This is a genomic window from Frankia sp. CoBUL1 (assembly GCF_978021245.1).
In genome coordinates this window covers 55,063-80,202 of the sequence record NZ_CDXDOS010000001.1, presented here as the reverse complement: position 1 = coordinate 80,202, position 25,140 = coordinate 55,063, and the positions used below count along the sequence as shown (strand labels likewise).

24 protein-coding genes, 1 pseudogene and 1 riboswitch are annotated in these 25,140 nt (G+C 71.2%); of the genes and pseudogenes, 6 read left to right on the top strand and 19 right to left on the bottom strand.

The annotated features are described in order from the left end of the window. From AC08OX_RS00455 to guaB, 3 genes and pseudogenes are all read right to left on the bottom strand, one after another. Positions 1-652 (bottom strand): annotated as a pseudogene (locus AC08OX_RS00455) (hypothetical protein); the annotation flags it as partial. Between the two features lie 193 nt (positions 653-845). Further along, positions 846-1,976, bottom strand: a complete 1,131-nt coding sequence (locus tag AC08OX_RS00450; RefSeq protein ID WP_476605973.1) for a GuaB3 family IMP dehydrogenase-related protein — start codon at positions 1,974-1,976, stop codon at positions 846-848. A 212-nt stretch (positions 1,977-2,188) separates the two neighbouring features. Continuing rightward, positions 2,189-3,790 carry an IMP dehydrogenase gene (gene guaB / locus AC08OX_RS00445; protein WP_476605972.1) on the bottom strand — a complete coding sequence of 534 codons (1,602 nt, stop codon included), beginning with the start codon at positions 3,788-3,790 and terminating at the stop codon, positions 2,189-2,191. A gap of 394 nt (positions 3,791-4,184) precedes the next feature. Between guaB and AC08OX_RS00440 the strand changes: the two genes are divergently transcribed. Continuing rightward, positions 4,185-4,601, top strand: a complete 417-nt coding sequence (locus tag AC08OX_RS00440; RefSeq protein WP_476605971.1) for a DUF5319 domain-containing protein — start codon at positions 4,185-4,187, stop codon at positions 4,599-4,601. Positions 4,602-5,043: 442 nt separating this feature from the next. After that, positions 5,044-5,376, top strand: coding sequence for a WhiB family transcriptional regulator (locus AC08OX_RS00435; protein ID WP_011435087.1), 333 nt, complete (start codon positions 5,044-5,046; stop codon positions 5,374-5,376). A gap of 216 nt (positions 5,377-5,592) precedes the next feature. On the opposite strand, the gene groL is transcribed toward AC08OX_RS00435, so the two are convergent. Together groL and groES are read right to left on the bottom strand one after the other, a co-directional pair. Next, entirely contained in the window at positions 5,593-7,233 is a 1,641-nt protein-coding gene (groL, locus tag AC08OX_RS00430; protein ID WP_476605970.1) for a chaperonin GroEL, read from the bottom strand. A 124-nt stretch (positions 7,234-7,357) separates the two neighbouring features. Further along, positions 7,358-7,663: a co-chaperone GroES gene (gene groES / locus AC08OX_RS00425; RefSeq protein ID WP_011435085.1), complete on the bottom strand. Its 306-nt coding sequence runs from the start codon at positions 7,661-7,663 to the stop codon at positions 7,358-7,360. A 294-nt stretch (positions 7,664-7,957) separates the two neighbouring features. Here groES and AC08OX_RS00420 point away from each other — a divergent pair, with 294 nt between their 5' ends. Next, positions 7,958-8,260, top strand: a complete 303-nt coding sequence (locus AC08OX_RS00420; RefSeq protein WP_476605969.1) for a hypothetical protein — start codon at positions 7,958-7,960, stop codon at positions 8,258-8,260. 136 nt (positions 8,261-8,396) lie between these two features. On the opposite strand, the gene AC08OX_RS00415 is transcribed toward AC08OX_RS00420, so the two are convergent. Next, positions 8,397-8,996: a MarR family winged helix-turn-helix transcriptional regulator gene (locus AC08OX_RS00415; protein ID WP_476605968.1), complete on the bottom strand. Its 600-nt coding sequence runs from the start codon at positions 8,994-8,996 to the stop codon at positions 8,397-8,399. A 151-nt stretch (positions 8,997-9,147) separates the two neighbouring features. Between AC08OX_RS00415 and AC08OX_RS00410 the strand changes: the two genes are divergently transcribed. Next, positions 9,148-9,783 (top strand): FMN-dependent NADH-azoreductase, encoded by a 636-nt coding sequence (locus tag AC08OX_RS00410; protein WP_476605967.1) that lies wholly within the window; start codon positions 9,148-9,150, stop codon positions 9,781-9,783. A 121-nt stretch (positions 9,784-9,904) separates the two neighbouring features. Here AC08OX_RS00410 and rimI read toward each other — a convergent pair whose 3' ends face one another. The 5 genes from rimI to AC08OX_RS00385 form a co-directional block, all read right to left on the bottom strand. Next, complete coding sequence (gene rimI / locus AC08OX_RS00405; protein ID WP_476605966.1) at positions 9,905-10,432, bottom strand: ribosomal protein S18-alanine N-acetyltransferase; 528 nt, start codon at positions 10,430-10,432, stop codon at positions 9,905-9,907. A 56-nt stretch (positions 10,433-10,488) separates the two neighbouring features. After that, a complete protein-coding gene (gene tsaB / locus AC08OX_RS00400; protein ID WP_476605965.1) occupies positions 10,489-11,253 on the bottom strand; it encodes a tRNA (adenosine(37)-N6)-threonylcarbamoyltransferase complex dimerization subunit type 1 TsaB in 765 nt (254 codons plus the stop codon). Positions 11,254-11,365: 112 nt separating this feature from the next. After that, on the bottom strand, positions 11,366-11,839 hold the full coding sequence (gene tsaE / locus AC08OX_RS00395) for a tRNA (adenosine(37)-N6)-threonylcarbamoyltransferase complex ATPase subunit type 1 TsaE (RefSeq protein WP_476605964.1): 474 nt from the start codon (positions 11,837-11,839) through the stop codon (positions 11,366-11,368). Then, on the bottom strand, positions 11,836-13,074 hold the full coding sequence (locus tag AC08OX_RS00390; protein WP_476605963.1) for an alpha/beta fold hydrolase: 1,239 nt from the start codon (positions 13,072-13,074) through the stop codon (positions 11,836-11,838). Before AC08OX_RS00390 ends, tsaE begins: the two co-directional genes overlap by 4 nt. Before the next feature lie 160 nt (positions 13,075-13,234). Beyond that, the gene (locus tag AC08OX_RS00385; protein ID WP_476605981.1) at positions 13,235-14,497 is read right to left on the bottom strand and encodes a serine hydroxymethyltransferase; all 1,263 of its coding nucleotides are present in this window, start codon (positions 14,495-14,497) and stop codon (positions 13,235-13,237) included. 27 nt (positions 14,498-14,524) lie between these two features. Beyond that, positions 14,525-14,611, bottom strand: a riboswitch (ZMP/ZTP riboswitch). A gap of 278 nt (positions 14,612-14,889) precedes the next feature. On the opposite strand from AC08OX_RS00385, the gene AC08OX_RS00380 reads away from it, so the two are divergent. Next, on the top strand, positions 14,890-15,213 hold the full coding sequence (locus AC08OX_RS00380) for a hypothetical protein (protein WP_011435076.1): 324 nt from the start codon (positions 14,890-14,892) through the stop codon (positions 15,211-15,213). A gap of 47 nt (positions 15,214-15,260) precedes the next feature. Here AC08OX_RS00380 and alr read toward each other — a convergent pair whose 3' ends face one another. The 4 genes from alr to AC08OX_RS00360 form a co-directional block, all read right to left on the bottom strand. Next, positions 15,261-16,415: an alanine racemase gene (alr, locus tag AC08OX_RS00375; protein WP_476605962.1), complete on the bottom strand. Its 1,155-nt coding sequence runs from the start codon at positions 16,413-16,415 to the stop codon at positions 15,261-15,263. A gap of 4 nt (positions 16,416-16,419) precedes the next feature. Next, a complete protein-coding gene (locus AC08OX_RS00370; protein WP_476605961.1) occupies positions 16,420-18,024 on the bottom strand; it encodes an NAD(P)H-hydrate dehydratase in 1,605 nt (534 codons plus the stop codon). Between the two features lie 72 nt (positions 18,025-18,096). Continuing rightward, positions 18,097-18,453 carry a holo-ACP synthase gene (locus tag AC08OX_RS00365; RefSeq protein ID WP_476605960.1) on the bottom strand — a complete coding sequence of 119 codons (357 nt, stop codon included), beginning with the start codon at positions 18,451-18,453 and terminating at the stop codon, positions 18,097-18,099. A 129-nt stretch (positions 18,454-18,582) separates the two neighbouring features. Beyond that, the gene (locus AC08OX_RS00360; RefSeq protein ID WP_476605959.1) at positions 18,583-19,524 is read right to left on the bottom strand and encodes a PadR family transcriptional regulator; all 942 of its coding nucleotides are present in this window, start codon (positions 19,522-19,524) and stop codon (positions 18,583-18,585) included. Positions 19,525-19,666: 142 nt separating this feature from the next. Here AC08OX_RS00360 and AC08OX_RS00355 point away from each other — a divergent pair, with 142 nt between their 5' ends. Next, entirely contained in the window at positions 19,667-20,230 is a 564-nt protein-coding gene (locus tag AC08OX_RS00355) for an SWIM zinc finger family protein (RefSeq protein WP_476605958.1), read from the top strand. Positions 20,231-20,319: 89 nt separating this feature from the next. Here the strand turns inward: AC08OX_RS00355 and glmS are convergent, their stop codons facing one another. The 4 genes from glmS to rplM all read right to left on the bottom strand — a co-directional run bounded on the left by glmS (position 20,320) and on the right by rplM (position 24,750). After that, complete coding sequence (glmS, locus tag AC08OX_RS00350; RefSeq protein ID WP_476605957.1) at positions 20,320-22,224, bottom strand: glutamine--fructose-6-phosphate transaminase (isomerizing); 1,905 nt, start codon at positions 22,222-22,224, stop codon at positions 20,320-20,322. 105 nt (positions 22,225-22,329) lie between these two features. Continuing rightward, positions 22,330-23,697: a phosphoglucosamine mutase gene (glmM, locus tag AC08OX_RS00345; protein ID WP_476605956.1), complete on the bottom strand. Its 1,368-nt coding sequence runs from the start codon at positions 23,695-23,697 to the stop codon at positions 22,330-22,332. 108 nt (positions 23,698-23,805) lie between these two features. Continuing rightward, positions 23,806-24,213: a 30S ribosomal protein S9 gene (gene rpsI, locus AC08OX_RS00340; RefSeq protein ID WP_011435068.1), complete on the bottom strand. Its 408-nt coding sequence runs from the start codon at positions 24,211-24,213 to the stop codon at positions 23,806-23,808. Between the two features lie 93 nt (positions 24,214-24,306). After that, entirely contained in the window at positions 24,307-24,750 is a 444-nt protein-coding gene (gene rplM / locus AC08OX_RS00335) for a 50S ribosomal protein L13 (RefSeq protein WP_011435067.1), read from the bottom strand. Between the last annotated feature and the right edge of the window lie 390 nt (positions 24,751-25,140).

Here is a 25,140-nt window from a genome sequence, read left to right as displayed (position 1 = left end):
CACCGCCGGCGGACGGGGCGTACGTCGCCGCCAGGCCCCCGACACGCCGGATCTCGCCGGTCGAGTCGCCGTCGCCCCAGGTCGTCTGCGCCGCGGCCGGCCCGGCGGAGGCAGCCACCGGATCGGCGGGATCCGCCGCACCCGCGCGGCGGGCCGGACCGGTCAGATCGCCCCACTCCGACGGCCCGTGCGGTGCAATGACGTCCGCAGCCGGTTCCCCCCACTGGCCGCGCTGGCCGGCGGGGCCGTAGGGTGCCAGCCCCCGCGCGTCCGGCTCTGACGGCGTGGCCACCACCCCGCCCATGGTGCGGGGTGGATCGGTGAGCGCCCCGCCCCAACTCGGCGGTGCCGGAGCCGCTTCCACGGCACCGGGTCCGGCACCGGGCCCGGCACCGGGCGACGAGCCGGCAGCACCGGGCGGCCCACCAAACGAACCGCCCTGCGTTCCTACCTCGGACCCGGCCCGACCGGACCCGGGCTTCCCGGCCGGACCGGCACCGAAGGCGGGCCCACCGGGATGGTTGCCGAAGCGCGCCGAGGCCGACGAACCAGCCGGCGGCGCTGCCGATGACGGCTGCCAGGTCTGGGCAGCCTCGTCCCAGACGTAGGCACCGTCGTCGCTGACCCAACGGCCGTGCTCGTCGAGGCGCATCTGTCGTCCTTCATGCCGGAGACGGACCGCTTCCAGGGTGCCATGTCGGGTAAGAGGCCGGATCGACCGGGTACCGCCGGTGGTGACACACCATGGGCACATCCGTCGAGCTCGCGCATCAGCGAGCGACACCTCACGCGACGGCTACCGCCTCGCGGGACGCCCGACGACCACGCATGACGTGCATCGTCGGTCACGGACCGGCGGTCACCATGATCTCCGCCTTCTGGAACTCCTTCAAAGTTGCGTATCCCGTCGTCGCCATTGCCGTACGCAGACCGCCGGCCAGGTTGAGGACACCTGTTCTGGTCGCCGTGCCCGGACCGGTCACGATCTGCGCGAGCGTCCCGGTCGGGGTCACCGGCGACCAGCGTCCCCGCGGCAGGTCGGAGTGCAGCACGTCCATCGGCCAGACCCCGCCCTGGCCCGGGGCCTCCCGTGCAGCCGCGAGCGCCGCGTCCACCATGACCGCGTCCGCGCCGCAGGCCACCGCCTTCGCGACGTCGCCGCCAGTCCGAAGATCACCATGCACGACGACGTGGACGTAGCGGCCGCCCGACTCGTCGAGATAACGCATGCGCGCACCGGCCGCATCCGCGATCGCGGTGGCGAGCGGCACGCCGACCCCGAGCTCGTCCCGGGTGCGGTCACCGAAGCCGGACCCGACGCCCACGATGACACCGGCCGCCCCGGTGCGCATGAGGTGCAGTGCGGTGGAGAACGACGCGCACCCGCCGACCAGCACCGGGATGTCCAGCTGGCCGATGAACCGTTTGAGGTTGAGCGGCTCGCTGCGGCGGGACTGATGCTCCGCCGAGACCGCCGTACCGTGGATGACGAGCAGATCGATCCCGGCGGCCAGCACGTGCGGGCACAGGGCCCTGACCTTCTGCGGACGCAGCGCCGCGGCCACGACCACCCCCGCGTCCCGAAGCTCGGTGAGACGCTGCGCGATCAGCCCCGGCTGGACCGGCGCGGAGTACAACGCGCGCAGCCGCTCGGTCGCCGCGTCCGGGCCCTGGGCGGCCCCGATCTTGCTGAGCTCGGCGATGTGGTTCTCCGGCTCCTCGTACCGGGTCCATAGCCCCTCGATGTGCAGAACACCGAGACCACCGAGCCGGCCGAGCGCGATCACCGACGCGGGTGAGGTCACCGCGTCGGCCGGAGCGGCCACCAGCGGCAGGTCGAACCGGTAGGCGTCGATCTCCCAGGCGAGCGAGACGTCCGCCGGGTCACGGGTCCGACGGGACGGAATGATGCCGACGGCGTCGAGACCATACGCGATCCGCGCGCTCTTGCCGATGCCGATCTCGACCTCTGCCACTGCTGGCGCCTCCTGATTGGGCCGGCGGGCTCGTGCCGACCGGAAAACTGACGTATCTGCTCCACGACTGACCGAACATCCCGGTGACCATCCGATCGGGTGGCCACCGGCTCGTCCCACCCTGCCGAGGTGACCGCGCCCGAGACACGACGGCCGTCACCGGCCTGGGGACGGCCCGGCGACGGCCTGGTCGGTCGCGCGACGCGACGGCGTCAGCGCGCGGAGTTGTAGTTCGGCGCCTCGACGGTCATCTGGATGTCGTGGGGGTGGCTCTCGATCAGCCCCGCCGAGGTAATACGGATCAGCTGCGCCTCGTCCTGCATCCGCCGGATGGTGGGCGAGCCGGTGTAGCCCATCGCCGCCCGCAGACCGCCGACCAGCTGATGGGCCACGGCCGCCAGCGGACCCCGGTAGGGCACCTGGCCCTCGACGCCCTCGGGAACCAGCTTGTCATCGGAGAGCACGTCGTCCTGGAAGTACCGATCCTTCGAGTACGACCGCGCGCCGCCGCGGCTACGCATGGCGCCGAGTGAGCCCATACCCCGGTAAGCCTTGTACTGCTTGCCGTTGATGAAGATCAACTCTCCCGGGCTCTCGTCGACACCGGCCAGCAGGCTGCCCAGCATGACCGTGTCGGCGCCGACGGCGATGGCCTTCGCGATGTCACCCGAGTACTGCAGGCCGCCGTCGCCGATCACCGGCACACCGTGCTCCCGGGCGATGCGCGATGCCTCGTAGATGGCCGTGACCTGGGGGACGCCGACGCCACTCACCACCCGGGTGGTACAGATCGAGCCGGGTCCGACCCCGACCTTGATGGCGTCCGCCCCGGCCGCGATCAGCGCCGCCGCGCCGGCCCCGGTCGCCACGTTGCCACCGATCACGTCGAGCGGCCGGCCGTCCACCCCGGTCGGCATGTCGGTCTTGATCCGGCGCACCACGTCGGGCACGGCTCGATGATGCCCGTGCGCGGTGTCCACGACGAGGAAGTCGACCCCGGCTGCGACGAGGACCTGGGCGCGCTTGTAGGCATCCTCCCCCACGCCGACGGCGGCGCCGACCATCAGCCGGCCGTCGGTGTCCTTGGTGGCGTGCGGGTACTGCTCCCGTTTGGTGAAGTCCTTGACGGTGATCAGACCGCGCAACCGGTCACGCTCGTCCACGATCGGCAGCTTCTCGACCTTGTGGCGGCGGAGCAGGGCGAGCGCGTCCTCCGGCGAGACGCCCACCGGTGCGGTGATCAGCGGCATCGGGGTCATGACGTCCTGCACTCGACGCGAGTAGTCCCGCTCGAAGCGGATGTCCCGGTTCGTCACGATGCCGACCAGCTGGCCGTCGGATTCCGTCACCGGGACACCCGAGATCCGGTACCGCGCCATGAGGACGTTCGCGTCCTCCAGGGTGGCGCCGGGCCCGCAGGTCACCGGCGCGGTGATCATCCCGGACTCGGAACGCTTCACCATGTCGACCTGCTGCGCCTGTTCGTCGATCGAGAGGTTGCGGTGCAACACCCCGACACCGCCCTGGCGCGCCATCGCGATGGCCATGCGGGCCTCGGTCACCGTGTCCATGGCCGACGACACCAATGGCACGGCGAGACCGATGTTCCGCGACAGGCGGGTCGTCGTGTCCGCCTCCGCCGGTACCAGATCGGAGGCAGCCGGAAGCAGCAGCACGTCGTCGAAGGTCAGCCCGAGCATCGCCAGCTTCGGCGGTACCGCGGCGGCCTCGGCTCCCAGCAGGTCGGGACGCGCGCCGACGTGGGTGCCCACCCCGGCCGGCAACGTGAAATCGGTGGCGAGGGGACCGTTCATGGCACCTTCCATTCCGCGTTGACCGAGGCCGCGGACCCAGAGCGACGCCGCGGCACGAGCCCGCCCGCCGTCTTGGAGTGACGGGCCACGCGCAACGGCGGAAAATTCTACCTACTACCAGAACCGGGTTACCAGAACTGGGCTACCAGAATCGGGCACCGAGCGGCGGCACGGACTCCATCGTAGAGGTCACCGGCACCTGTCGGCGGTTCCGGCGTGACCGACATCGCCATGGATGACATCTTCCTATACCACAGCACCGTCCAACCTGCCTGATCCGGACCCGCGCGCCCGGCAGAACAGCGGACCGACCACGACGGACCATGTCCAGAGGGCCGCACATCGGTGCCGAGACTCCGGATCGGGACCACTAAGCAGTCCGGGCAAGCGTAGCGTGGTCGTCGTGAGCGACGAGCCTGTCGACCCCTTCGCGGGCGACCCCGAGGATCCGGCTGTCGAGCTCGCGCGCCTCGACTCCGTTGACGACCTCGACCTGCTCGAACCGCTGTCCTTGCACGAGCGGGAGGAAGTCCTCGCCGAGCTGGGGGACCTCGACGTCTTCCGCACGCTGCTCGAGCCGCGCGGCTACCGCGGCCTTGTCGTCGACTGCGAGGGCTGCGCCGAGCCCCACTTCTTCGACTGGGACCTGCTGGTCGGCAACCTGCGCAACCTTCTCAACGAGGGGCGGACGAGAGTCCACGAGCCGGCGTTCGCGCCGGACCCGTCGTGCTACGTCAGCTGGGAGTACGCCCGCGGCTTCGCCGACGGGATCTACGAGGCGTCCGCCGCCTCGGAGGCGGACTCGCGCTGAGGCGGCCCCGCGTCGCCGCCTGGCCGGACACCCGGCCGGGTAGATCCCGCGTGCCGGGGATGACCTCGGCCGGGGTGGATGCCGCGCGCCGGCAGAGCGCGGCCGGCGGTGGCCACGCTAATTCCCGCTCAGGCCGTGTGACCAGCCGACCACCGGGGTAGGCGTTCGACCGTCAACAGAAGTTCCGCCGGACCTGCGGATCCGGCGCGGTCGGTCGGCCATGACGGAACACGGCGCCGGCCGGGAGTCCCGCGGCCGACTCGGACCCTGATCCGCCTGAGATCCCTGGACATCCAGGGACTTCCCGACCGTGTAGCGGCCGGGCGGAACGACCCGTGACGCAGGCTCACCCGGGTGAAATTTCAAGATCATCCAGAGGGTGGCCCAGTACTACGGTGAAGCGGCGGCGCTTGCCGCTCAGGTCGAAAGGGGGCTCAGACCGATGACCGACGTCCGACGACTTCCAGGCCCCGGCGCGGAAAAGTGGGAATGGCAGCTGCACGGGGCGTGCCGTGGTGAGAGCACGGAGCTCTTCTTCCACCCGGAGGGCGAACGGGGGCCGGCCAGAGCCGCCCGTGAGGCCGCGGCCAAGGCAGTCTGCGCCCGCTGCCCGGTCATCCGCGACTGCGGTGAGTACGCGCTGACCGCCCGGGAGCCCTATGGCGTATGGGGCGGGCTGAGCGAGTCCGAACGGGATGCGATCCTCACCGGCCGCTCCCGGCGGGGGGCCGCGAGACGTACCCCGGCCCGCCCCGGACTCGCACCGGCCTGCTGAAGGAGGGCCGCCGGGTGCCGATAGGCGGACGGGTCGGGATATCCGGTCCTGGTCTCCTGGATCACCCACGACGGGTGAGTGACCCGGCAGCGACCCAACGCGCCGACGGCCCAACGCGCCGGAGCCCGGTCGATCCTCGAGGACCGACCGGGCTCCGGACGTACCGGGGCCCGGGGACCGGGCCGCACCCGGCGGGGCCCCACGACGCCAATCCGGTCAGAAACCCGGACCCTGCGGGTGGCTGTGCCCGTGGCCGTGGCCGTGGCCGTCCTGGGGAGCGGGCTCCGCCGGCTTCTCGACGACCAGGCCCTCGGTGGTGATGAGCAGAGCCGCGATCGAGGCGGCGTTCGCCACCGCCGACCGGGTGACCTTGACCGGGTCGATGACGCCGGCCGCGATCAGATCGGTGTACTCGCCGGTGGCCGCGTTGTACCCACGACCCGGCTCGAGCTCCTTGACCTTGGAGACGATGACCGCGCCCTCCAGGCCAGCGTTGCGCGCGATCCACGACAGCGGGGCGTCGAGCGCGCAGCGCACGATCCGCACCCCGGCGAGCTCGTCCCCGGTGCGACCGAGCCCGTCATCGAGCACGGACGCCACGTGGGTGAGCGCGGAACCGCCGCCGGCGATGATGCCCTCCTCGATGGCCGCGCGGGTAGCCGACACGGCGTCTTCGAGGCGGTGCTTCTTCTCCTTGAGCTCCACCTCGGTGGCGGCGCCGACGCGGATGACCGCGACCCCACCGGAGAGCTTGGCCAACCGCTCCTGCAGCTTCTCGCGGTCCCAGTCGGAGTCGCTGACCTCGATCTCCTGCTTGAGCTGACGCACCCGATCGGCGATCGAGGAGGCCTCGCCAACCCCGTCAACGATGGTGGTGTTGTCCTTGTCCACCACGACCCGCCGGGCCCGGCCCAGGTCGGCCAACGTCACCGCGTCGAGGGAGAGACCGACCTCCGAGGCCACCACCTGGCCGCCGGTGAGCACGGCGATGTCCTGCAGCAGTGCCTTGCGGCGGTCCCCGAACCCGGGAGCCTTGACCGCGACGACCTGGAAGGTCTTGCGGATCGAGTTCACCACCAGGGTGGACAGGGCCTCGCCCTCGACCTCCTCGGCGATGATCAGTAGCGGCTTGCGCTCCTGGACGACCTGCTCCAGCACGGGCAGGATCTCGTTCAGCGCCGAGATCTTGCCCGGGTAGAGCAGGACGTAGGCGTCCTCGAGCACGGCCTCCTGGGCCTCGGCGTCCGTGACGAAGTACGGCGAGATGTAGCCCTTGTCGAACTGCATGCCCTCGGTCAGTTCAAGGTCCAGCCCGAGGGTCTGGCTCTCCTCGACCGTGATGACGCCGTCCTTGCCGATCTTGTCGATCGCCTCGGCGATCAGTTCCCCGACCTGCGGGTCCTGAGCGGAGATGGCGGCGACCTGGGCGATGGTCTCCTTCGAGTTGACCTCGATGGCCTGCTTCAGCAGTGCCGCGGAGACGGCCTCGACGGCGGCCTCGATGCCCAGCTTCAGCGTCAGTGGGGCGGCCCCCGCGGTCACCTGCTTGAGACCGAAGCGCACCATCTCCTGGGCTAGCACGGTCGCCGTCGTGGTGCCGTCGCCAGCCACGTCGTTGGTCTTGGTGGCGACTTCCTTCGCGAGCTGGGCGCCCAGGTTCTCGTAGGGGTCCTCCAGCTCGATCTCGCGCGCGATCGTCACCCCGTCATTGGTGATCGTCGCGGCGCCGTAGTGCTTGTCGATGACGACGTTGCGACCACGCGGGCCGATCGTCACCTTGACCGCGTTGGCCAGGGCGTTCACCCCGTGCTCGAGCGCGCGGCGGGCGTCCTCGTTGAACGTCAGAATCTTCGGCATACCTGGTTGTCCTCCCGACACCGAACACCGGTGAAAAACAGCAGGAGCGCGCCCCGCCGGCGAGCCCGGCGGAAACCGGGCGGCCGCCAGCGGGACGCACCCCTTGGTGCTACCGGCGAGCGACCTACTTCTCGATGATCGCGAGGACGTCGCGAGCGGAGAGCACAAGGTACTCCTCGCCCGAGTACTTGACCTCGGTGCCGCCGTACTTGCTGTAAAGCACCACGTCGCCGACCTTGACGTCGAGCGGGACGCGCTTGCCGTCCTCGAACCGACCCGGGCCGACCGCGAGAACGATGCCCTCCTGGGGCTTCTCCTTCGCCGTGTCCGGAATCACGATCCCGGACGCGGTGGTCTGCTCCGCATCGGAGGGCTGCACGACGATGCGGTCCTCGAGCGGCTTGATAGCAACCTTGGTGGCGGTCGTCACGATCGACCTCCCCCTTCCTGCGCTGGATGAGAGAGCGACCCTGGCGGCCTGCCGTCGCGGGTGAACAGGCGCCTGTTGTCGCTGGCACTCTCACGTGCCGAGTGCCAACTTAGCACCCGCGCCGCAGACGTCAACCAAGACGGTCGGATCTGTCAAGACGGCGGGAATTCGGGTCGTCCCGAGCGGGCTTGGCCAAGGCCCGGCTCTCCTTCGCGACGGCCCGTTCCCGCCGGTCGGCGCCCGGCGCCAGGAGGCCCCATGAGCACATGAGCACCCTGGGACATGGGAAGCACCATGAGGACATGGGGGCACCATGAGGACATGATCTGGATGTGGGAGGCCAAGGCGGCGCCCGGCCGGGCGAGCGGCCTGCGGGACTGGGCGATCGATGCGCTCGCGGGGCGGGACGGCGAGGTCTACGTCAGCAGCCAACGGGGCGAGGATCTCGTCGTCATCATGCTGCGGACGCCGCCCGATGCGGGCATGTCCGCACAGACCACCGGGGACACCCGCTGTCCGCTGCCGAAGCCACCGGCCGAGCTGGCGAACGGCGATCCGCATACCTGGCAGTTCGAGCAGGTACACCCGCCGCACTGATCGGCCGGGCCCGGCACTGCCGCGTCCGGGCCGTGTCCGGCACTGCCGCGTCCGGGCCGGGTCCGGCACCCGGCCAGGGCCGGACCACCCAGAGGCCGAACCACCCATCGGAAAGGGACCGCCAAGCGGAACAGGACTACCCGTCGGACGGGGCCGACTGACCGGGGCACGTCCCGTCCGGTGCGCACGCCATCCCAATGTCCCGCGCGTCGATCTCCCGCCTGGCGGCGTCGCAGGCGGCCGCTCCGTGCGTGGGGTCCACAGCAAGCATGTGGGCAGCGACACGCCGCAACAGATCGATGAAGGTCACCCGTTCCGCCGGAGTCAGCGGGGAGAGCACGTGCTGATCGACGAGAAGCCGATCCTCCTGGCTGGCCCGGTACAACTGGACCCCGTGCTCGGTCGCGATGATGATCCGGGCCCGCCGGTCCGCGGGATCGGGGTGCCGCTCAACCAGGCCGGCCCGCTCCAGATCATCGACCAGGCGGACCATCACCGTCCGGTCGATGCCGAACCGACGGGCCACCTCGATCTGGTTGCGCGCCTCACCCTCGACCGCGGCACCGAGAACGTGCAGCCCACGCAGCCCGCCGGGCACCCGGCCGACGGCGGCGGCCGAAGCGGCCGCATAGCCGTACCGCACCTGCCCCAATAGCCAGCCGAGGTCCTTCCCCGGGCCGTCGGGGAGGCTCTCCGGCCCCGGGGGAAGCCCGGCGGCCACCGCCGCGTCGCTCACCCTCACAAGGTACAGGCCCACAGAGGAATAATCTACCGCGATATAAGTGCTTAAGTAGACAATCTACTGTTAAGATGTTCCATGAATCCAATCTTCCCGTCAAAGAAGATCGATCATATTGATGATCGAATAATGATGGAGGGTTCCCCCGATGCCGCACCTGCTGCACGTCGACTCGAGCCTCGCCACCGAGAGCTCGACGTCCCGATCGATCGCCACCATCTTCGCCGAGGCCTGGCGCGAGGCGCACCCAGACGGGATCATCACCTATCGTGATCTGTCTGTCACCCCTCCTCCGCACCTGGACTGGGCGACCGTGTCGGCGAGGTTCACCCCGCCCGAGCAGCTCTCGGCGGAGCAGGCCGAGGCGGTCAAGAAAGGAGAGGAGCTGATCGCCGAGGTGGAGGCGGCAGACGAGTACCTGCTGTCGGTACCGATGTACAACTACGCGGTGCCGTCGACGTTCAAGGCGTGGATCGACCAGATCATCGTCATGGGACGCACGGTGCGGCAGGCTCCGGACGACAGCGCCCTCACCGGCAAGAAGGTGACGGTGGTCACCGCCCAGGGCGGGTCCTACGGGCCAGGCACACCCAAGGAAGGCTGGGATCACCAGCAGCCCTACGTGGCACACATCCTGGCGGCACTCGGCGCCACGGACATCGAGTTCATCCGCGTCGAGATGACGCTCGCCCCGGTGAATCCGGCGCTGGCCGAGTTCATCGACCTGTTCCAGCACTCCAAGGCGGAGGCGGCGGCCGCGGCTCGGCTACGCGCCTCCGTCTGAGCCGTCCGCCCCACCCGTCGCGCGCCCGGCCGTCCGTAGACAGGCCGGGACGCCGGCGGGATACGAGGAGAGGACGGCTGGCCGGGCTGTACCGCCTGGTGGCGGTGGGGTCAGGCGGGTGTCAGGGCTCGACCCGAGAGGTGATGAGCAACGTCGCCTCGGCGCGGTCGAGCAGCTCCGCGTAACCAACGGTGTCGATCTTCCGGACCCGCATCACGTAGGCATCTCCACCGGAAGGCTGGTAGTAACCGCGGCGCAGCCCAATGTCGACAAAGCCAAGCCGGCTGTAGAGGGCACGGGCCGCCTGGTTGTCGGTGCGGACCTCCAGCCCACAGTTGCGGGCACCCGCCCGCCGGGCGTCGCGCAGCAGGGCGATCATCAGACGGGCGCCCACCCCCCGCCCGCGCATCCGGGGCACGACGCCGATCGTCTGGATGTAGGCGCCGTCCTCGGCGAGCGCCAGCCCCGCATAACCGACGATCGCGGACGTGTCGTGCGTCGGGACGCCCTGTGGACGCCACAGCGCCGTCAGGTACCGCCGCTGCTCGCCCTGCGCGAGTTCGGACCAGAACAGCTCGGCCGTCCACGGATCGATGTCGAATACCGTCTGCTCCAGCTCCGCGACCATCGCCACGTGCCACCAGCGCATCGGAACCAGGAGCAGATCCGGCCCATCCGGACCGGCGGGGTGTGGTCGCGGCTGCGTCAAACCGTGACCGGCTTCGGTGTGTGCGGTTCGGTCGCGTCCGGCCGCCGCAGGTAGAGCGGGACGAGGGGCTGGGGAGCACGCCCGGCCAGCACGTCGGCCCCGGCGAGACCGACGAGCAGCTCTGGCCGGGGATAGCCGTCGTCCGGCTGACCTGCGCCGGGCGCGGGCACCTCCCCGGCGGTGGCATCGGCCGTGGTACCGGCGAGTTCGGCGAAGATCTCCGGGTAGAGCACCGTTCCCGGGCCGACGACGCGGTCGACACCGAGACCGCGCAGGAACCGGACGACGTCGGCCGGACGGCCAACGGCCGGATCGCCGACCCGCACCCCGTCGCGGTAACAGGCCCAGAAGACCTCGCGCCGACGGGCATCCGTCACGACGGCGACGGAGCCGCCGGTGGCGGCACCGATGGCATCCAGCGAGCACACCCCGTGCACCGGCACGCCTAGTGCGTCGGCGAAGGCGGCGACGGTCACCATCCCGACCCGCAAACTGGTGAACGGCCCGGGACCGGCGCCCACGACCACGGCGTCGAGATCGGTAGGGCGGGCACCCCCCTCAGCGAGCACCGCGCGCATCGACGGCGCCAGCAGCTCCCCGTGGCGACGGGCGTCGACGGTGACCATGACCGCTCGCGGCCACACGTGCACCCCGGGCGCGGCGCGCTCACCACCCGTCCCACTCACCGGCCGCGCGGGGTCGGACGACGTCAGCTCGGCGAGCGCAACCAAGCACGCTGCCGTGGATGTGTCAAGAGCCATCACCAGCACTCGTCCAGACTACGGATCGCCTCGCCGACCACGGCGGGCACCCACCCCACCACCATGGGGCCACCGATGTCACGCCGCGCGCGGCTGGTCGATGCGGGGAGTCTCAACTCACCGGCGCACGTGCGCGCAGCCGTTCGATCCAGCTGGCCCCGGACGGGACGAGGCGGACTATCCGAGTCTCCCCGACCTCGTCGGCACGTGGCCGGGAGATCACGATCTCCAAATGATCCGGCGTGAGACGTTCCGCGAGACCGGCACCCCACTCGACCACGGTGACCGAGGTGTCGACGTCGGCGTCGAGGTCGAGATCGTCGATCTCGGCGACTCCACCGAGCCGGTAGGCGTCCACGTGCACGAGGGGAATCCGCCCGTCCGGGTAGATCCGGGCAAGCACGAACGTCGGCGAGGTGACCGTTTCCCGCACGCCCAGCCCGGCCGCGATCCCCTGGGCCAGAACCGTCTTGCCCGCGCCGAGCGGGCCGGAGAGCACGAGCAGGTCCCCGGGTCGCAGCAGGGTAGCCAACCAGGCCCCGAACTCCCGCATGCGCTCCGCCGTGGACACCTCGACCGTGTTCATACGCCTTCCGTCGTCGCCTCGCTCCGGGGCCCGCGTGGGGAGACGGAGAATGCCTCGGACCGTGCCGACCGACCGGTCCGTCCCGACCGACCTGTCTGTGCCGACCGACCTGTCTGTGCCGACCGACCTGTCTGTGCCGACCCCGACCGCGGGCGCGGCATGGCACGTGGCGCCGTCGCCTGCCGTGCAATCTCCCGGATGGCGGCGTTCACCACGTCCGGGCGTTCCAACATGATGGCGTGCCCGGCGCCCTCCTCGACGATGAGCTCCGCCCGGGGCAACGCCTCCGCCAGGGTACGGCTGTGGGCGAGCGGGGTCATCAGGTCAGCGTCCCCGACGATGAGCACGGTCGGGATCTCCGCCAGTCGCTCGGCCGCCGCGAGCCGATCGTGGTCGAGCAGGGTGGGCAGGAACGCCGCAATGACCGGGATCGGGGTGTCCGCGACCATGGTCTCCAGGAAGGAGACCACCGACGGCGGCAGTTCCGTCGATCCGAACCCGATGCGCCGCGTCAGCTCCCACGACAGGTCGCTGCCCCGCCGCCAGGCACGTTCGAGCAGGCTCGGCGCGTGCCGCATACCGACCGCGAAACCCGGCAGAACGCGGCGGACCACCCCGGTCACCGACGCCGGCAGCCCGAAGGTCAGCCGGGCCAGCTCACCGGCGCTGGTGGCAAGCAGGGCCACCCCGACGATGCGGTCATCGAACAGTTCCGGGTGGGTGTCGGCCAGGCCCAGCACCGTCATGCCGCCCATCGAATGGCCCACCAGGATAATCGGCCCCCGGGGGACCCGCTCGGTGATCACCCGGAAGAGGTCGTCGGCGAGTGCGTCGATGGTGCAGTTCTTGGCCTCGGACGGCCCGGAACGCCCATGCGCCCGCTGATCGTAGAAGACCATCCGGCCGAGGTCCGTCAGCGCCGGCTGCTGCAGGATCCAGGAATCGGCCGTGACGCAGAACCCGTGGACGAACACCAGCGTCACCGGGGCGTCCGACGGGCCGGTCTCCTCGATATACAGCGGAACACCGTCCCCCGCGATCACGGTGGTGACCCAGCCCCCGATCGGCCCCATCCGCGCGTCGGACGCGAGATCAGCCGTCTCACGCCGACGGCGGATCATCCGCCGCTCGGCGACCAGGCCCGCCGCAACGGCGGCGGCGGCACCAACCACCCCGAGCGATCCCGTGGCCCGAGCCGTGCGGGAACCCGCGATCGCACCCACGGTCTTCGCCATCGGCGCCACCTCTCCTCGGTGCCTCTTCTGCACCGATGATGCACCCGGCCACGCCGGCCGACGGGCCCCCCGGCCGGGACGTGGGGGGCGTCGGCCGGGACCTGGGGACGTCGGATGCGCGGCCGGGGAAGCTCACCGGGCCTGTGCGCGGATCCCGTGCTCAGGCGAAGCCCGGCATCGGGAAGGCTGCGGTCAGCTCGGTGACCTGCTCCCGGACCCGGGTAATGGTCGCGGTGTCGCCGACCACGGCGGCCTTGACGACATCGTCGATCCAGCCGGCGAGCACCGGCATGTGACCGACCCCCAGACCACGGGTGGTGATGGCGGCGGTTCCCAGCCGGATACCGGACGGGTCGAAGGGCCTGCGCTGGTCGAAGGGCACCGCGTTGTAGTTCAGCTCGATCCCGGCCTGGTCGAGCGCCCGGGCCGCGGGCTTGCCACCGATGTCCCTGCCGGTCAGGTCGATCAGGATCAGATGGTTGTCGGTACCGCCGGTGACCAGATCGAAGCCCCGCTCCACCAGGGCCTCGGCCAGCGCGCGGGCGTTCGCCACGACCGCGTGCGCGTAGTCGCGGAACGCGGGTGCCGCCGCCTCGCGCAGTGCGACGGCGATCGCCGCGGTGGTGTGGTTGTGCGGCCCGCCCTGCAGGCCCGGGAACACCGCCTTGTCGATCGCGGTGGCATGCTCGGCGTCGGAGAGGAGCATCGCCCCGCGCGGGCCGCGCAACGTCTTGTGCGTGGTGGTGGAGATCACCGGGGCGTGCCCCACCGGCGAGGGGTGTGCCCCACCCGCGATCAGCCCGGCGATGTGCGCGATGTCCGCGACGAGCACCGCCCCGACCTCCCGCGCGATCGCGGCGAACCCCGGGAAGTCGATCGTCCGAGGGATCGCCGTACCGCCGCAGAAAATAATCCTGGGACGCTCGGCCAGGGCGAGGTCGCGCACCTCGTCCAGGTCGATGCGGCCGGTGTCGGCGCGCACGCCGTACCGGACACTGCGGAACCACGTGCCGGTCGCGGAGACACTCCAGCCGTGGGTCAGATGGCCGCCCATCGGCAGCGACAGGCCCATCACGGTGTCCCCCGGCTCGGCGAAGGCCAGATAGACGGCGAGGTTCGCCGGGGAACCCGAGTACGGCTGGACGTTGGCGTGCTCGACCCCGAACAGCGCCTTGGCACGGTCGACCGCAAGCGTCTCGATCGGATCGATGACCTGCTGGCCCTCGTAGTAACGCCGACCGACGTAGCCCTCGGAGTACTTGTTGGTCAGCACGGAGCCGGACGCCTCCAGCACCGCGGTAGAGACGTAGTTCTCCGACGCGATCAGCCTGACCGACGAGAACTGGCGCGTGGCTTCGGCCTCGACGAGACCAGCGAGTTCGGGATCGGCGACGGCGAGGTGGGGAATCGGTGGTTGATGCACCTTGACCTCCGGCAGGTCTGATCCGGCCGGGGGTGCCCAGGCGCGCGGCACCGTTCCGCTCGATCGCTCCCCGGTGGTCAGTTCCACCTCGATGCGCCAGTCACGACTCCGGGCCGAGTCTAGGGGATGAGCCCCGCCCCACGGCACCGGATCCACGCCGGTGCGACGCGTCGCGACGGCACCGGGCGTCGCGAAGACGACAAACGTCGTGAAGACGACAAGCCGGGCGCAGGCCACAGCACCGACGTCCACCGGACCGGGTGGGAGCGGGCCGACTACCGTGGAAGTGCCGCCCCGGCTGGATCGGCTGGATCGGCTGGGTCGAGAAGCCGGGAGCGGGCGGATCCAGTGGGATCAGATCGATCAGCGGGTGTGGACCGGAGGCGGAGATCGTGCGGCTGAGGTGGCACAGGAGCAAGGACATCCCGGCGAGCGCCGGCCGTCGTCTGACGGGCCCGGAGCGCGCCGCCGCACTGGGGGTGCCGGACGACACCGAGCCGGCCGAGGGCCCCGGCGCCGCGGCTCCGGCTCCGGTGCCGGCCGGGCCGGTGATGCTGACACTGACCACCCGCTCCCGCCTCGAGGAGGCCGAGCGCGAGGCCGCCGTCTCCCGTCCCGTGCGCCGGCGGATGGAGCGCGGCTCGCTCGGCGGCCACGTGTCGCCCACCGGCGGTCACGGTTCCGGCGGTGCCTGCGGCCCCGGCGGGTGCGGCTGAGCCCGCATCCCGCATCTTCGACTCGTCCGGCGCCGCCCGGCGGGCCGTCAGACGTAGCGGCGGGGGACCCGAGCCCCGACCCGGCTGACGATCTCGTAGTTGATGGTGCCCAGCGCCGCAGCCCAGTGGTCCGCGGTCGGTTCGCCGCGGTCACCGGGGCCGAAGAGCAACACCTCGTCGCCGGCCGCCACCTGGTCGTCACCCACGTCGAGGACGAACTGATCCATGCAGACCGTGCCGGCGATGCGTCGGCGCCGCCCGCCGAACAGCACCTCCGCGGTGTTCGTCGCGGACCTGGGGATGCCGTCGGCGTAGCCCAGCGGCACCACGGCGAGCGTCGTCTCGCGTGTTGTCGTGTACCGGTGCGCGTAGGAGACGCCGGTTCCCGCCGGTACCCGCTTGGTCAACGCGGCGTGCGTCGTCAGCGTCATCGCGGGGCGCAGGCCGAAGGCCGCCGGCGGCCCGACCTCCGGACCCGGGGACAGTCCGTAAACGGACACTCCCGGTCGGACCAGGTCAAAATACGCATCCGGGCTGACCAGGGTAGCCGCCGAGTTCGCCAGATGCCGCACGGACGGGTGCAGCCCCGCCTTCGTGGCGATGTCGATCGCATCCCGGAAACGCCCGATCTGACCCTGCACCGTGGGATGCCCGGGGGCATCGGCGAACGCGAAGTGGCTCCACACACCGATCACCTCGATCACGCCCTCGGCCTCGAGCGCCGCCGCGGCGTCGCACAGCGCCGGCCAGTCGGCCTCCGTGGCTCCCGCCCGGCCGAGGCCCGTGTCCGCCTTGAGGTGCACCCGGGCGGTACGGCCGGTCCGCCGGGCCGCGGCGGCGGCCTCCTCGAGCGCCCAGCCCGCGGACGCGGACAGGTCGACATCCGCGGCGATGGCGGCGGCGAACGATTCACCGGGCGCCGCGAGCCAGGACAGCACCGGGACGGTGAACCCGGCCGCGCGCAGGGCGAGCGCCTCCTCGAGGAACGCCGTGCCGAGCCAGGTGGCCCCGCCCTCCAGAGCCGCCCGTGCGCACGGGATCATGCCGTGGCCGTAGCCGTCAGCCTTGACGACCGCCATAGTGGCGGCGTCGCCTGCCCGGGCGACGAGGGCGGCCACCGACGTGCGGACCGCGTCGAGATCGATGACGGCACAGGAACGAAGATCATTCCCGGCAGGAGGATCGGCTCGCTGTTCGGTCACGCCGTCACGCTACTCCGCGTGGCATCCGTCGCCGGTCGAGCAGGTCGCCGATGACCTGGGGCAGGAGGGCGGGCAGATCATTCGCTGCCAGCGGCACCGGGGCCCGCTCGGCGGCCCGGCCGTGCAGATAGGCGCCGACCGCCCCGGCCGTCGCGGGGGCGAGCCCGGCGGCGAGCAGCGAGCCAATCAGGCCGGTCAGCACGTCACCGGTCCCGGCGGTCCCCAGCCATGCCGATCCGGTCGTGTTGACCAGCGCCGATCCATCCGGCCGCACGACGAGCGTGCGGGCGCCCTTGAGCAGGATCACCGCTCCCGTCGCCGCCGCGGCCCGCCGGAGAACGGCGAGCCGATCGTCGGCGAGTTCGGCTGCGGTGGCCTGCGCGTCCCGGCCAAGGGCGACCGAGACGAACCGCTGGAACTCGCCCTCATGCGGTGTGATCAGCACCGGCGCCGCCCGCTCGGCGACGGCGGGCCGCGCCGCGATGATCTCGGCAAGCGGGTCGAGGCCCCCCGCGTCGACCAGGACCGGAAGGTCCGTCGCCAGCAACGCCGTCAGCAGGGTACGGACCGCGGGTCCCGGCGCCAGGCCTGGGCCGATCGCCCAGGCCTGGACCCGGCCGGCGGCCAGCATCGTGTCGGCGTCACCGGCCTCGATGACGGTCACGACGGCCTCGGGATGCGCCATCCGCACGAAATCGCCGGCCCTGCTCACGACCGCGCCGACGGCCTCGCCCGCGACCTTCTCGGCGTGCCCCGCGGTCACTACCCGCAGGTACCCGGCGCCACCACGCAGCGCGCCGCCGACCGCGAGCACCGCGGCGCCCGGATAGGCGTCGCTGCCGGCGACGAGGCCGAGGACCCCGCGACTGTACTTGGACGCCGTCGGGCTGGGAACGGGCAATGCCGCGGCGACGTCGGCGTCGGCGAGAGCGCACAGGTCGGGTTCAGGCAGGTCCAGTCCGATGTCGACCAGCTCGACGGGACCGGTGTAGGCGGCACCGGGCATGAGCCACAGGCCGCGTTTGCGGGTACCGAAGGTGACGGTACTGCTCGCCCGGACCGCCGGCCCCGCGACGGCCCCGGTGTCCGCGTCCACCCCGCTGGGGACGTCGACCGCCACCGTCCGTTCGGGGGGTGCCAGAACGGCGAGCCGGGCGTACGGCTCGCGCAGCCCGCCCCGGCCCCCGATGCCGAGCAACCCGTCCAGCACCAGATCGGCGGCGGCGAACAGGATACGCAGCCGCTCATCGTCGATCGGCTGCCCCGCACCCGCCGGACCGCCCGCGCCCACCACCGGACCCGGATGGTGCAGTCGGCCACCGGCCGCGAGCAGGGCTGCGGTGCCTTCCGGGTGGGTGCGGCCGGGTGCCAGCGCATCAATCCGCGCCCCTCGGGCGGCCAGCCGCGCTCCGGCCCAGAGGGCGTCACCACCGTTGTCGCCACCGCCGGCGAGCACGACGACGCGGGCACCGTAGACCCGCCCCAGGCGTCGTGCGGCGTGCGCGACGAGCCCGTGCACCGCCCGCTGCATCAGAGCGCCGGGGGGCAGCGAGGCGAGCAGCGGCGCCTCGGCACCTCGAACCTGTTCGACCGTATGGGCATTGCGCATGCCGACATGCTGCCCCGCTCCGATCCGCAGGCGCCCGACAGGCCGGCACGGACCCACCGGACCCGACCGTGCTCAGGTCTCGGCGACGACCATCGCCACGGCCACGCCGCCGTCGTGGGTGAGCGAGAGGTGCCAGGACGCGATGCCGAGCCGGGCCGCCGCGGCGGCCACCGTGCCGATGATCCGTAACGACGGTCGCCCCCCGGTACCGAGAACAACCTCGGTGTCGTGCCACTCGAGACCGGGGGGTGCGCCGAGAACCTTGGCGACCGCCTCCTTCGCCGCAAACCGGGCAGCCAACCGCTCAGGCCGGGCGAGGCCGCGTTCGGTCGCGGTGAACAGCCTCATCGCGATGCTCGGCGTGCGCGCCAGCGTCGCGGCGAACCGGTCGACATCCACCACGTCCACTCCGACGCCCACCACCGCCACCCGGAAAGGTTCCCACAAACGCGGTGTTGCGCCGCCGTCGGCACCGGGGCGGCCGGTGAGGTCCCCGCCAGCCGGTTCACGCCCACCTCGCCGAGGGCGCCCGCGCCCCGCTGATCAACGCTTCGTCGATCAGCGGGGCGCAGCCCGCCCTGGGGCCGATCCGCCGTTGCCGTCGTCCTTGCTGTCGCCATCGGGAGCGGTGCGGCCCTTGTCCGCGCCGGTGCCCGTGGCGGCACCCTCCGGTCTCATCGGGGGCTCGACATCGTCCCCGGCGAGGATCCGGTAGAGACCACGGCGGGTCTCGGCGAGCAGGGACCGCGCCGCGGCGATCTGCGCTTCGTCTCCGGCCTGGGCCACCTGGACGATGGCCGCACCGACGGCGAACGCCAGCGTTCGCAAACTGGTGAGATCGTCATCGACCGCCGCCGCAGCAGTCTCCCACGGCTTGCGCTCCCCTGCGCGTGCCTCGACGTGCGCCCGCCCGGCGTCGGTGAGATGGAAGACCCGCTTGCCCTCCGCCTCCTCCGCGCGCACGAGACCCTCGTCGGCCAGCAGTGACAGGACCGGGTAGACCGACCCCGGGCTCGGCCGCCAGATGCCACCGCTGCGCTCCGCAAGCTCGCGGATCATCTGGTAGCCGTGCATGGGCTCCTCGGCCAGCAGCGCGAGCAGCGCCTCCCGGACGTCGCCCCGCCCCACCTTCGGCCCACGGCCGCCGAAGCTGCCGGGACCGCCGAAGCCGGGGCCACCGAAGCCCGGACCGAACCCCGGGCCGGGAAAGCCGCCGAACGGCCAGCCCGGTCCGCCCCGGCGGCCTCTCGGCCCGCCTCCCGCGTGCCCACCGTGCTCACGATGCCCACCGTGCTCACGATGCCCACCGTGGCCGCCATGGCCGACGCGACCGGCCCGACCGCTCTCGGGGTGGTCCTGCTCGCCGGCCACCGCCTCCGACCGGCCACCACACCGCCCCCAAGCGCTCATCGCCTCGAAGAAGTCCCGCAGCCGGGACGGGCCGAACCCGGCCTCGCATCCCCAGTGGCCCCATGGACCCGGCATCATCTGTGAAACCATGATCATCTCCTTCGGATCGGCGTGACCGAAGCCATCCGCCCACACCCCATCACGTAGGATCACGATATATCGCGATGCAATCGACGACAAGACCTGCTCGCCTGGGCATCCCCGAACCGCGCGAATTCCGTAGGATTGAGCAGTGATCATTTCGGGGTCCGGGGAGAACGGGCACGGCGGAGACGCCGTCACCCCGCTCGAGGCAGCCTTCGAGGAACGCGCCTGCGCACAGCACGCCGGCACCGCCGTCTTCATGGAAGGGGTGAATCTGGCCCTTCTCGGTCGAGTCGAACAACTCCGTATCCGCCCCACCAACGCATCCGGCACGGTGGACGACGACGGTTCGTACGAGGTCCGTCTGGAGGCTGCCGACGACGGGCCGCGGACAGGCTGTACCTGCACCGAGGGATCCACCGGCTCGTTCTGCCGGCACGCGGTCGCGGTCGCCCTCGTGGCCACCGGCTCGGCGGGGCTCGCCGAGGAGGACGATGAGGGGGAGGACGGCACGATCCTCGGCGAGGAGACCCTCTTCACCGACGACCCGGTCCACGCCGCGATGCGCGTCTTCCTCAGCCGCGCCCCTCGCGCCGAACTCGTCGAGACCCTGCTCGACGCCGCCGACGACAACGACGCCGTCGCCGATGCGCTGTGGGAGGCGACGGTCGCCTGGCACGGCCGTCAGCACGGAGCGACGCCGTCCACCTGACCGGCAGGCCCCTGACCCGCAGGCCCGAGCCCCCGCAGCCCGACGCCAGGGGCCCCACACTGCGCCGAAGGCGCCGTGTGGGGAAGGGCTTACTCGACTGTGACCGACTTCGCCAGGTTACGCGGCTGATCGACATCGAGGCCGCGCGCAAGCGCCAGCTCGCACGCGAAGACCTGCAGCGGTAGCGTCGTGACCAGGGGCGCGAACAGCGACGCGGTCGCGGGTACGCGGATGAGATGATCGGCGAACGGTTCGACGGCGGTGTCGCTCTCTTCCGCGATCACGATCGTGCGGGCGCCACGCCCCCGGACCTCCTGGATGTTGGAAACGATCTTTCCGTGCAGGTTGGCACGACCCCGCGGGGACGGCACAACGACGAACACCGGCAGGCCGGGCTCGATGAGCGCGATCGGCCCGTGCTTGAGCTCCCCCGCCGGGAACCCCTCGGCGTGCATGTAGGCGAGTTCCTTGAGCTTGAGGGCCCCTTCCAGGGCCACCGGGTACCCCACATGACGACCGAGGAATAGCACCGCCTTCGCGTCGGCCAGGGCGCGGGCAAGCTCCCGCACCGGCTCGACCGTTCCCAGCGTCCGTTCGATCAGCTCGGGCATGCGCTGGAGCCGCTCGACGTACGCGGCGACCTCGTCGCCGTAGAGCACGCCGCGCACCTGAGCCAAGAACAGGCCGACGAGAAGGCACGCGGCGACCTGCCCGAGGAAGGTCTTGGTGGACGCGACCCCCACCTCCGGGCCGCAGCGGGTGTACAGCACCGCATCGGACTCCCGAGGGATCGTAGAACCGTTGGTGTTGCAGATGGCCAGCACCCGCGCCTTCTGCTCGCGCGCGTGTTTGACCGCCATCAGCGTGTCCAGCGTCTCGCCGCTCTGGCTGATCGCGATGACGAGGGTGGACCGGTCGAGCACCGGGTCGCGGTAGCGAAACTCCGAGGCCATCTCGACCTCGCAGGGCAGCCTGGTCCAGTGCTCGATCGCGTACTTCGCGATGAGGCCGGCGTGGTAGGCGGTGCCGCAGGCGACGATGAAGACCTTGTCCACGTCCCGGAAATCCTGGCCAGACAGCCGCTCCTCGTCGAGCACGATCGCACCGTCGGCGGAAAGCCGACCGCGCAGCGTGTCTGCCAGGGCGGTCGGCTGCTCGCTGATCTCCTTGAGCATGAAGTACGGGTAGCCGCCCTTCTCGGCGGCGCTGGCATCCCAGTCGACGTGGTACCGCCGACCCTCGATGATCTGGCCGCCGAAGTCGGTCACCGTCACGCCGTCCCGGCGGGCCTCGACCACCTGATCCTGCCCGATCTCCAGCGCCTCCCGGGTGTGGGCGATGAAGGCCGAGACGTCGCTGGCGAGGAAGGTCTCCCCCTGACCGAGCCCCACGACCAGCGGGCTGTTGCGCCGGGCCCCGACAACCACCTCCGGGAAGTCGCGATGCAGCACGACCAGGGTGAACGCGCCTTCCAGCCGCCGGCAGACCCGTCGCAGCGCGGCGGTCAGCGGATGCGCGCCCCCGTCGTACCCGCGGTCGGCACCGGCACCAGCACCAGCACCGGTGCCAGCAAGCTCGACTTCGAGGAGATGGGCGACGACCTCCGTGTCGGTCTCACTGGCGAGCTCGTGGCCGACCGTCTCCAGCTCGACCCGCAACGCGGCGAAGTTCTCGATGATCCCGTTGTGGATGACGGCGATGGCGCCGGTGCAGTCGGTGTGCGGATGGGCATTCGCGTCGGTCGGTCCACCATGCGTGGCCCACCGGGTATGCCCCATGCCGGTGGTGCCGGGCATCGGCCTGGAATCCGGATTCTCGGCGAACAGCTTCTCGAGGTTGGACAGCTTGCCGGCACGACGCGCCGTCCGCAGTGCCCCGGCGCCGACCACGGCGACACCCGACGAGTCGTAACCGCGGTACTCCAACCGCCGCAGACCGTTCAACGCGACATCCAGGGCCGCCTGGTCGCCGACGTAACCGATGATCCCGCACATGCGGCTCAGCGTACGCAGGTTCCCGGAGGTGAGAGCGTACCGGGGGACGCTCGGGGCAAGGTGTCCGCTTGTGGCCGCGGCGGGACCGGTCAGCGACGGGACCAGTCAGCGCGCCGGCGGCAACGCGGTGCGCACGACGGCGGCGAGTCGCTGTGCGACCGCCCGTGCGGCGGCGTCGGTGCCCGCCTCGACCATCACCCGCACGAGGGGTTCGGTGCCGGACGGCCGCAGCAGCACCCGACCCTCGTCACCGAGTTCCGCCTTGGCCAGGGCGACGGCCCGCAGCAGTTCCTCATTGGTGTCCACCTGCGTCCGGTCGACGCCACGCACGTTCACCAACACCTGGGGCAGCCGGGTCATCGCCTTGGTGAGCTCGCCGAGCGGTTGTCCGGTCTCGGCGACCCGGCCCAGGATCCGCAACGCCGTCAACAACCCATCGCCGGTCGTCGCGTGGTCCAGGAACACCACGTGCCCGCTCTGCTCACCGCCGAGCACGTAGCCTCCGGCACGCATCGTCTCCAGCACGTACCGATCCCCGACGGGTGTAGTGACGACGGTGATACCGGCCTCCCGCATCGCGTGGTGAAAGCCCAGATTCGACATCACGGTGACCACCACCGTGTCGTCAACCAGCTCACCCCGCTCGGCCAGCGCCAGAGCACACATCGCCAGGATCTGGTCGCCGTCGACGACCTCACCGGTCGCGTCCACGGCGAGGCAACGGTCCGCGTCGCCGTCATGGGCGATGCCGACGTCGGCGCCGTGCGCCACGACCGCGGCACGCAGGCTGTCGAGATGGGTGGCACCGCTGCCGTCGTTGATCGCTGTCCCGTCGCCGTCGGCGTGCAGCGCGACGACGTCGGCTCCGGCCGCCCGCAGCACCCGAGGGGCCAAGGTGGAGGCGGCGCCCTGGGCACAGTCGACGACGACCCGCAGGCCGTCGAGCGGCACCGGCAGCGTGGCCAGCAGATGCGCCGCATACCGGTCGAGGAGAACCGGTTCGTCGCGGACCCGACCGACGTCGGCGCCGACGGGACGGCGGCTGGGAGGTAGGGCCATCCGCCGCTCGATGGCATCCTCGACCTCGTCGGGCAGTTTGAGGCCGCCGGCGGCGAACAGCTTGATGCCGTTGTCCGGCATCGGGTTATGGCTGGCGGAGAGCATGACGCCGAACATCGCGCCGCTGGCCGCAACGGCGTGAGCCACCGCGGGCGTGGGTGCCACCCCGATCCGGGCCACGTCGGCACCGGAGGCCGCGAGCCCGGCGACCACCACAGCCTCCAGGAACTCCCCGGAGGGCCGCGTGTCCCGGCCGACGACCACTACCGGCTTACCGCCGCCGGAGGGCCCGCTGGTCCGGTTCGGCCCAGCGAGGACCTCGACCGCCGCGGAAGCCAGCGACAACGCCTGCTCCGCGGTCAGATCGATGTTGGCGACACCTCGGACGCCGTCGGTGCCAAAGAGCCTCACCATTGAGGTCTCCCTCGTCGAAGATCGTGGCGGAGACCGAGGGGGCACCGGTGGCACCGATCCCCTCCGGGAGCACGCCTCCGGGGGCACGCCCGCGAAGGGGATCCAAGGTCAGCGCTTGCTGTACTGCGGAGCCTTGCGGGCCTTCTTGAGCCCGTACTTCTTACGCTCCTTGACCCGAGCGTCACGGGTCAGGAAGCCGGCCTTCTTCAGGGTAGGCCGGGACTCCTCCTCCGCCAGCGTCAACGCGCGGGCGAGGGCGAGCCGCAGCGCACCGGCCTGCCCGGAGACGCCGCCGCCGTGCAGCCGGGCGACGATGTCGTACGACTCCATCCGATCCAGTGCCTTGAGCGGCTCGTTGACGAGCTGCTGGTGCACCTTGTTCGGGAAATACTGCTCAAGCGTGCGCCCGTTGAGCGTCCACTGCCCGGTCCCCGGGAGCAGACGCACCCGGACGACCGCCTCCTTGCGCCGCCCGGTGGCGCGGGGATTGCCCTGTACGTCGGTCACGACAGCCACGTCGCGTTCCTTCCTCGGTTGATGCGTGGTTCCCGGGGCCGATACCGCCGGGCGGGAAGACTCCGCCCGGCGACCGGCTCAGGAGGTCCGCGGCTACTGCGCGACCTGGATGATCTCGAACGGGGTGGGCTGCTGCGCCTGATGCGGGTGAGTCGGACCCGCATAGACCTTCAGCTTGGTCCCCTGGGCTCGGCCGAGCTTGTTCTTCGGCAGCATGCCCTTGATCGCCTTCTCGACGATGATCTGCGGACGGGTGTCGAGCAGCTCCCCGTAGGAGGTGCTGCGCAAACCGCCCGGGAAGCCGGAGTGCCGGTGGTACTGGGCCTGCTCCCGCTTGTTCCCGCTCAGGGCGACCTTACCGGCGTTGATCACGACAACGAAGTCGCCGGTGTCGATATGCGGAGCGAAGTATGGCTTGTGCTTTCCACGCAGGAGCGTGGCGGCCTGGGTCGCCAGCCGACCGAGCACCACGTCGGTGGCATCGATGACGTGCCACACACGCTGGACATCCGCGGGCTTGGGCTGGTACGTGCGCACAGGTCTGCCTTCTCGTTCGGACGATCCCGCCAGGAGACTCCCAGGGGGCCTCTCGCGGATCTCGTCAAGAATGTGGAGCGCGCAGACGGGACGTGTCACGCGCAGCAGTCTTTGAGGTTACCAGGCGATCGGAGCGGTTCACCGGGGGGGCACGGAAGGCCGGAGTACCGGGAGAGTATCGGGAGTACGGACATGCAGTCGGTCCGGCCACCGACCATGGACACCTGACCGAGCTGAATCCCGCCGACAACCTGGCTATTCTCACCAGGATGACGGAGATGGGCAGCGGGCGATCTGACGGGCGCGAGGGGCCCGGGGCCCCCGGGCACGAGGGGCCGACCCCGCTGTCCGGAGGCGCCGGCCACAATAGGACGTCTCCCGCACCGGCCG

Excerpts from the sequence above, each read along its gene's own strand:
- guaB (WP_476605972.1), bottom strand. The coding sequence starts at position 3,790 with ATGAACGGTCCCCTCGCCACCGATTTCACGTTGCCGGCCGGGGTGGGC.
- AC08OX_RS00435 (WP_011435087.1), top strand. The coding sequence starts at position 5,044 with ATGACCGACGTCCGACGACTTCCAGGCCCCGGCGCGGAAAAGTGGGAA.
- groL (WP_476605970.1), bottom strand. The coding sequence starts at position 7,233 with ATGCCGAAGATTCTGACGTTCAACGAGGACGCCCGCCGCGCGCTCGAG.
- AC08OX_RS00420 (WP_476605969.1), top strand. The coding sequence starts at position 7,958 with ATGAGGACATGGGGGCACCATGAGGACATGATCTGGATGTGGGAGGCC.
- AC08OX_RS00410 (WP_476605967.1), top strand. The coding sequence starts at position 9,148 with ATGCCGCACCTGCTGCACGTCGACTCGAGCCTCGCCACCGAGAGCTCG.
- rimI (WP_476605966.1), bottom strand. The coding sequence starts at position 10,432 with ATGCGCTGGTGGCACGTGGCGATGGTCGCGGAGCTGGAGCAGACGGTA.
- tsaB (WP_476605965.1), bottom strand. The coding sequence starts at position 11,253 with ATGGCTCTTGACACATCCACGGCAGCGTGCTTGGTTGCGCTCGCCGAG.
- tsaE (WP_476605964.1), bottom strand. The coding sequence starts at position 11,839 with ATGAACACGGTCGAGGTGTCCACGGCGGAGCGCATGCGGGAGTTCGGG.
- AC08OX_RS00390 (WP_476605963.1), bottom strand. The coding sequence starts at position 13,074 with ATGGCGAAGACCGTGGGTGCGATCGCGGGTTCCCGCACGGCTCGGGCC.
- AC08OX_RS00370 (WP_476605961.1), bottom strand. The coding sequence starts at position 18,024 with ATGCGCAATGCCCATACGGTCGAACAGGTTCGAGGTGCCGAGGCGCCG.
- AC08OX_RS00360 (WP_476605959.1), bottom strand. The coding sequence starts at position 19,524 with ATGGTTTCACAGATGATGCCGGGTCCATGGGGCCACTGGGGATGCGAG.
- glmS (WP_476605957.1), bottom strand. The coding sequence starts at position 22,224 with ATGTGCGGGATCATCGGTTACGTCGGCGACCAGGCGGCCCTGGATGTC.
- glmM (WP_476605956.1), bottom strand. The coding sequence starts at position 23,697 with ATGGTGAGGCTCTTTGGCACCGACGGCGTCCGAGGTGTCGCCAACATC.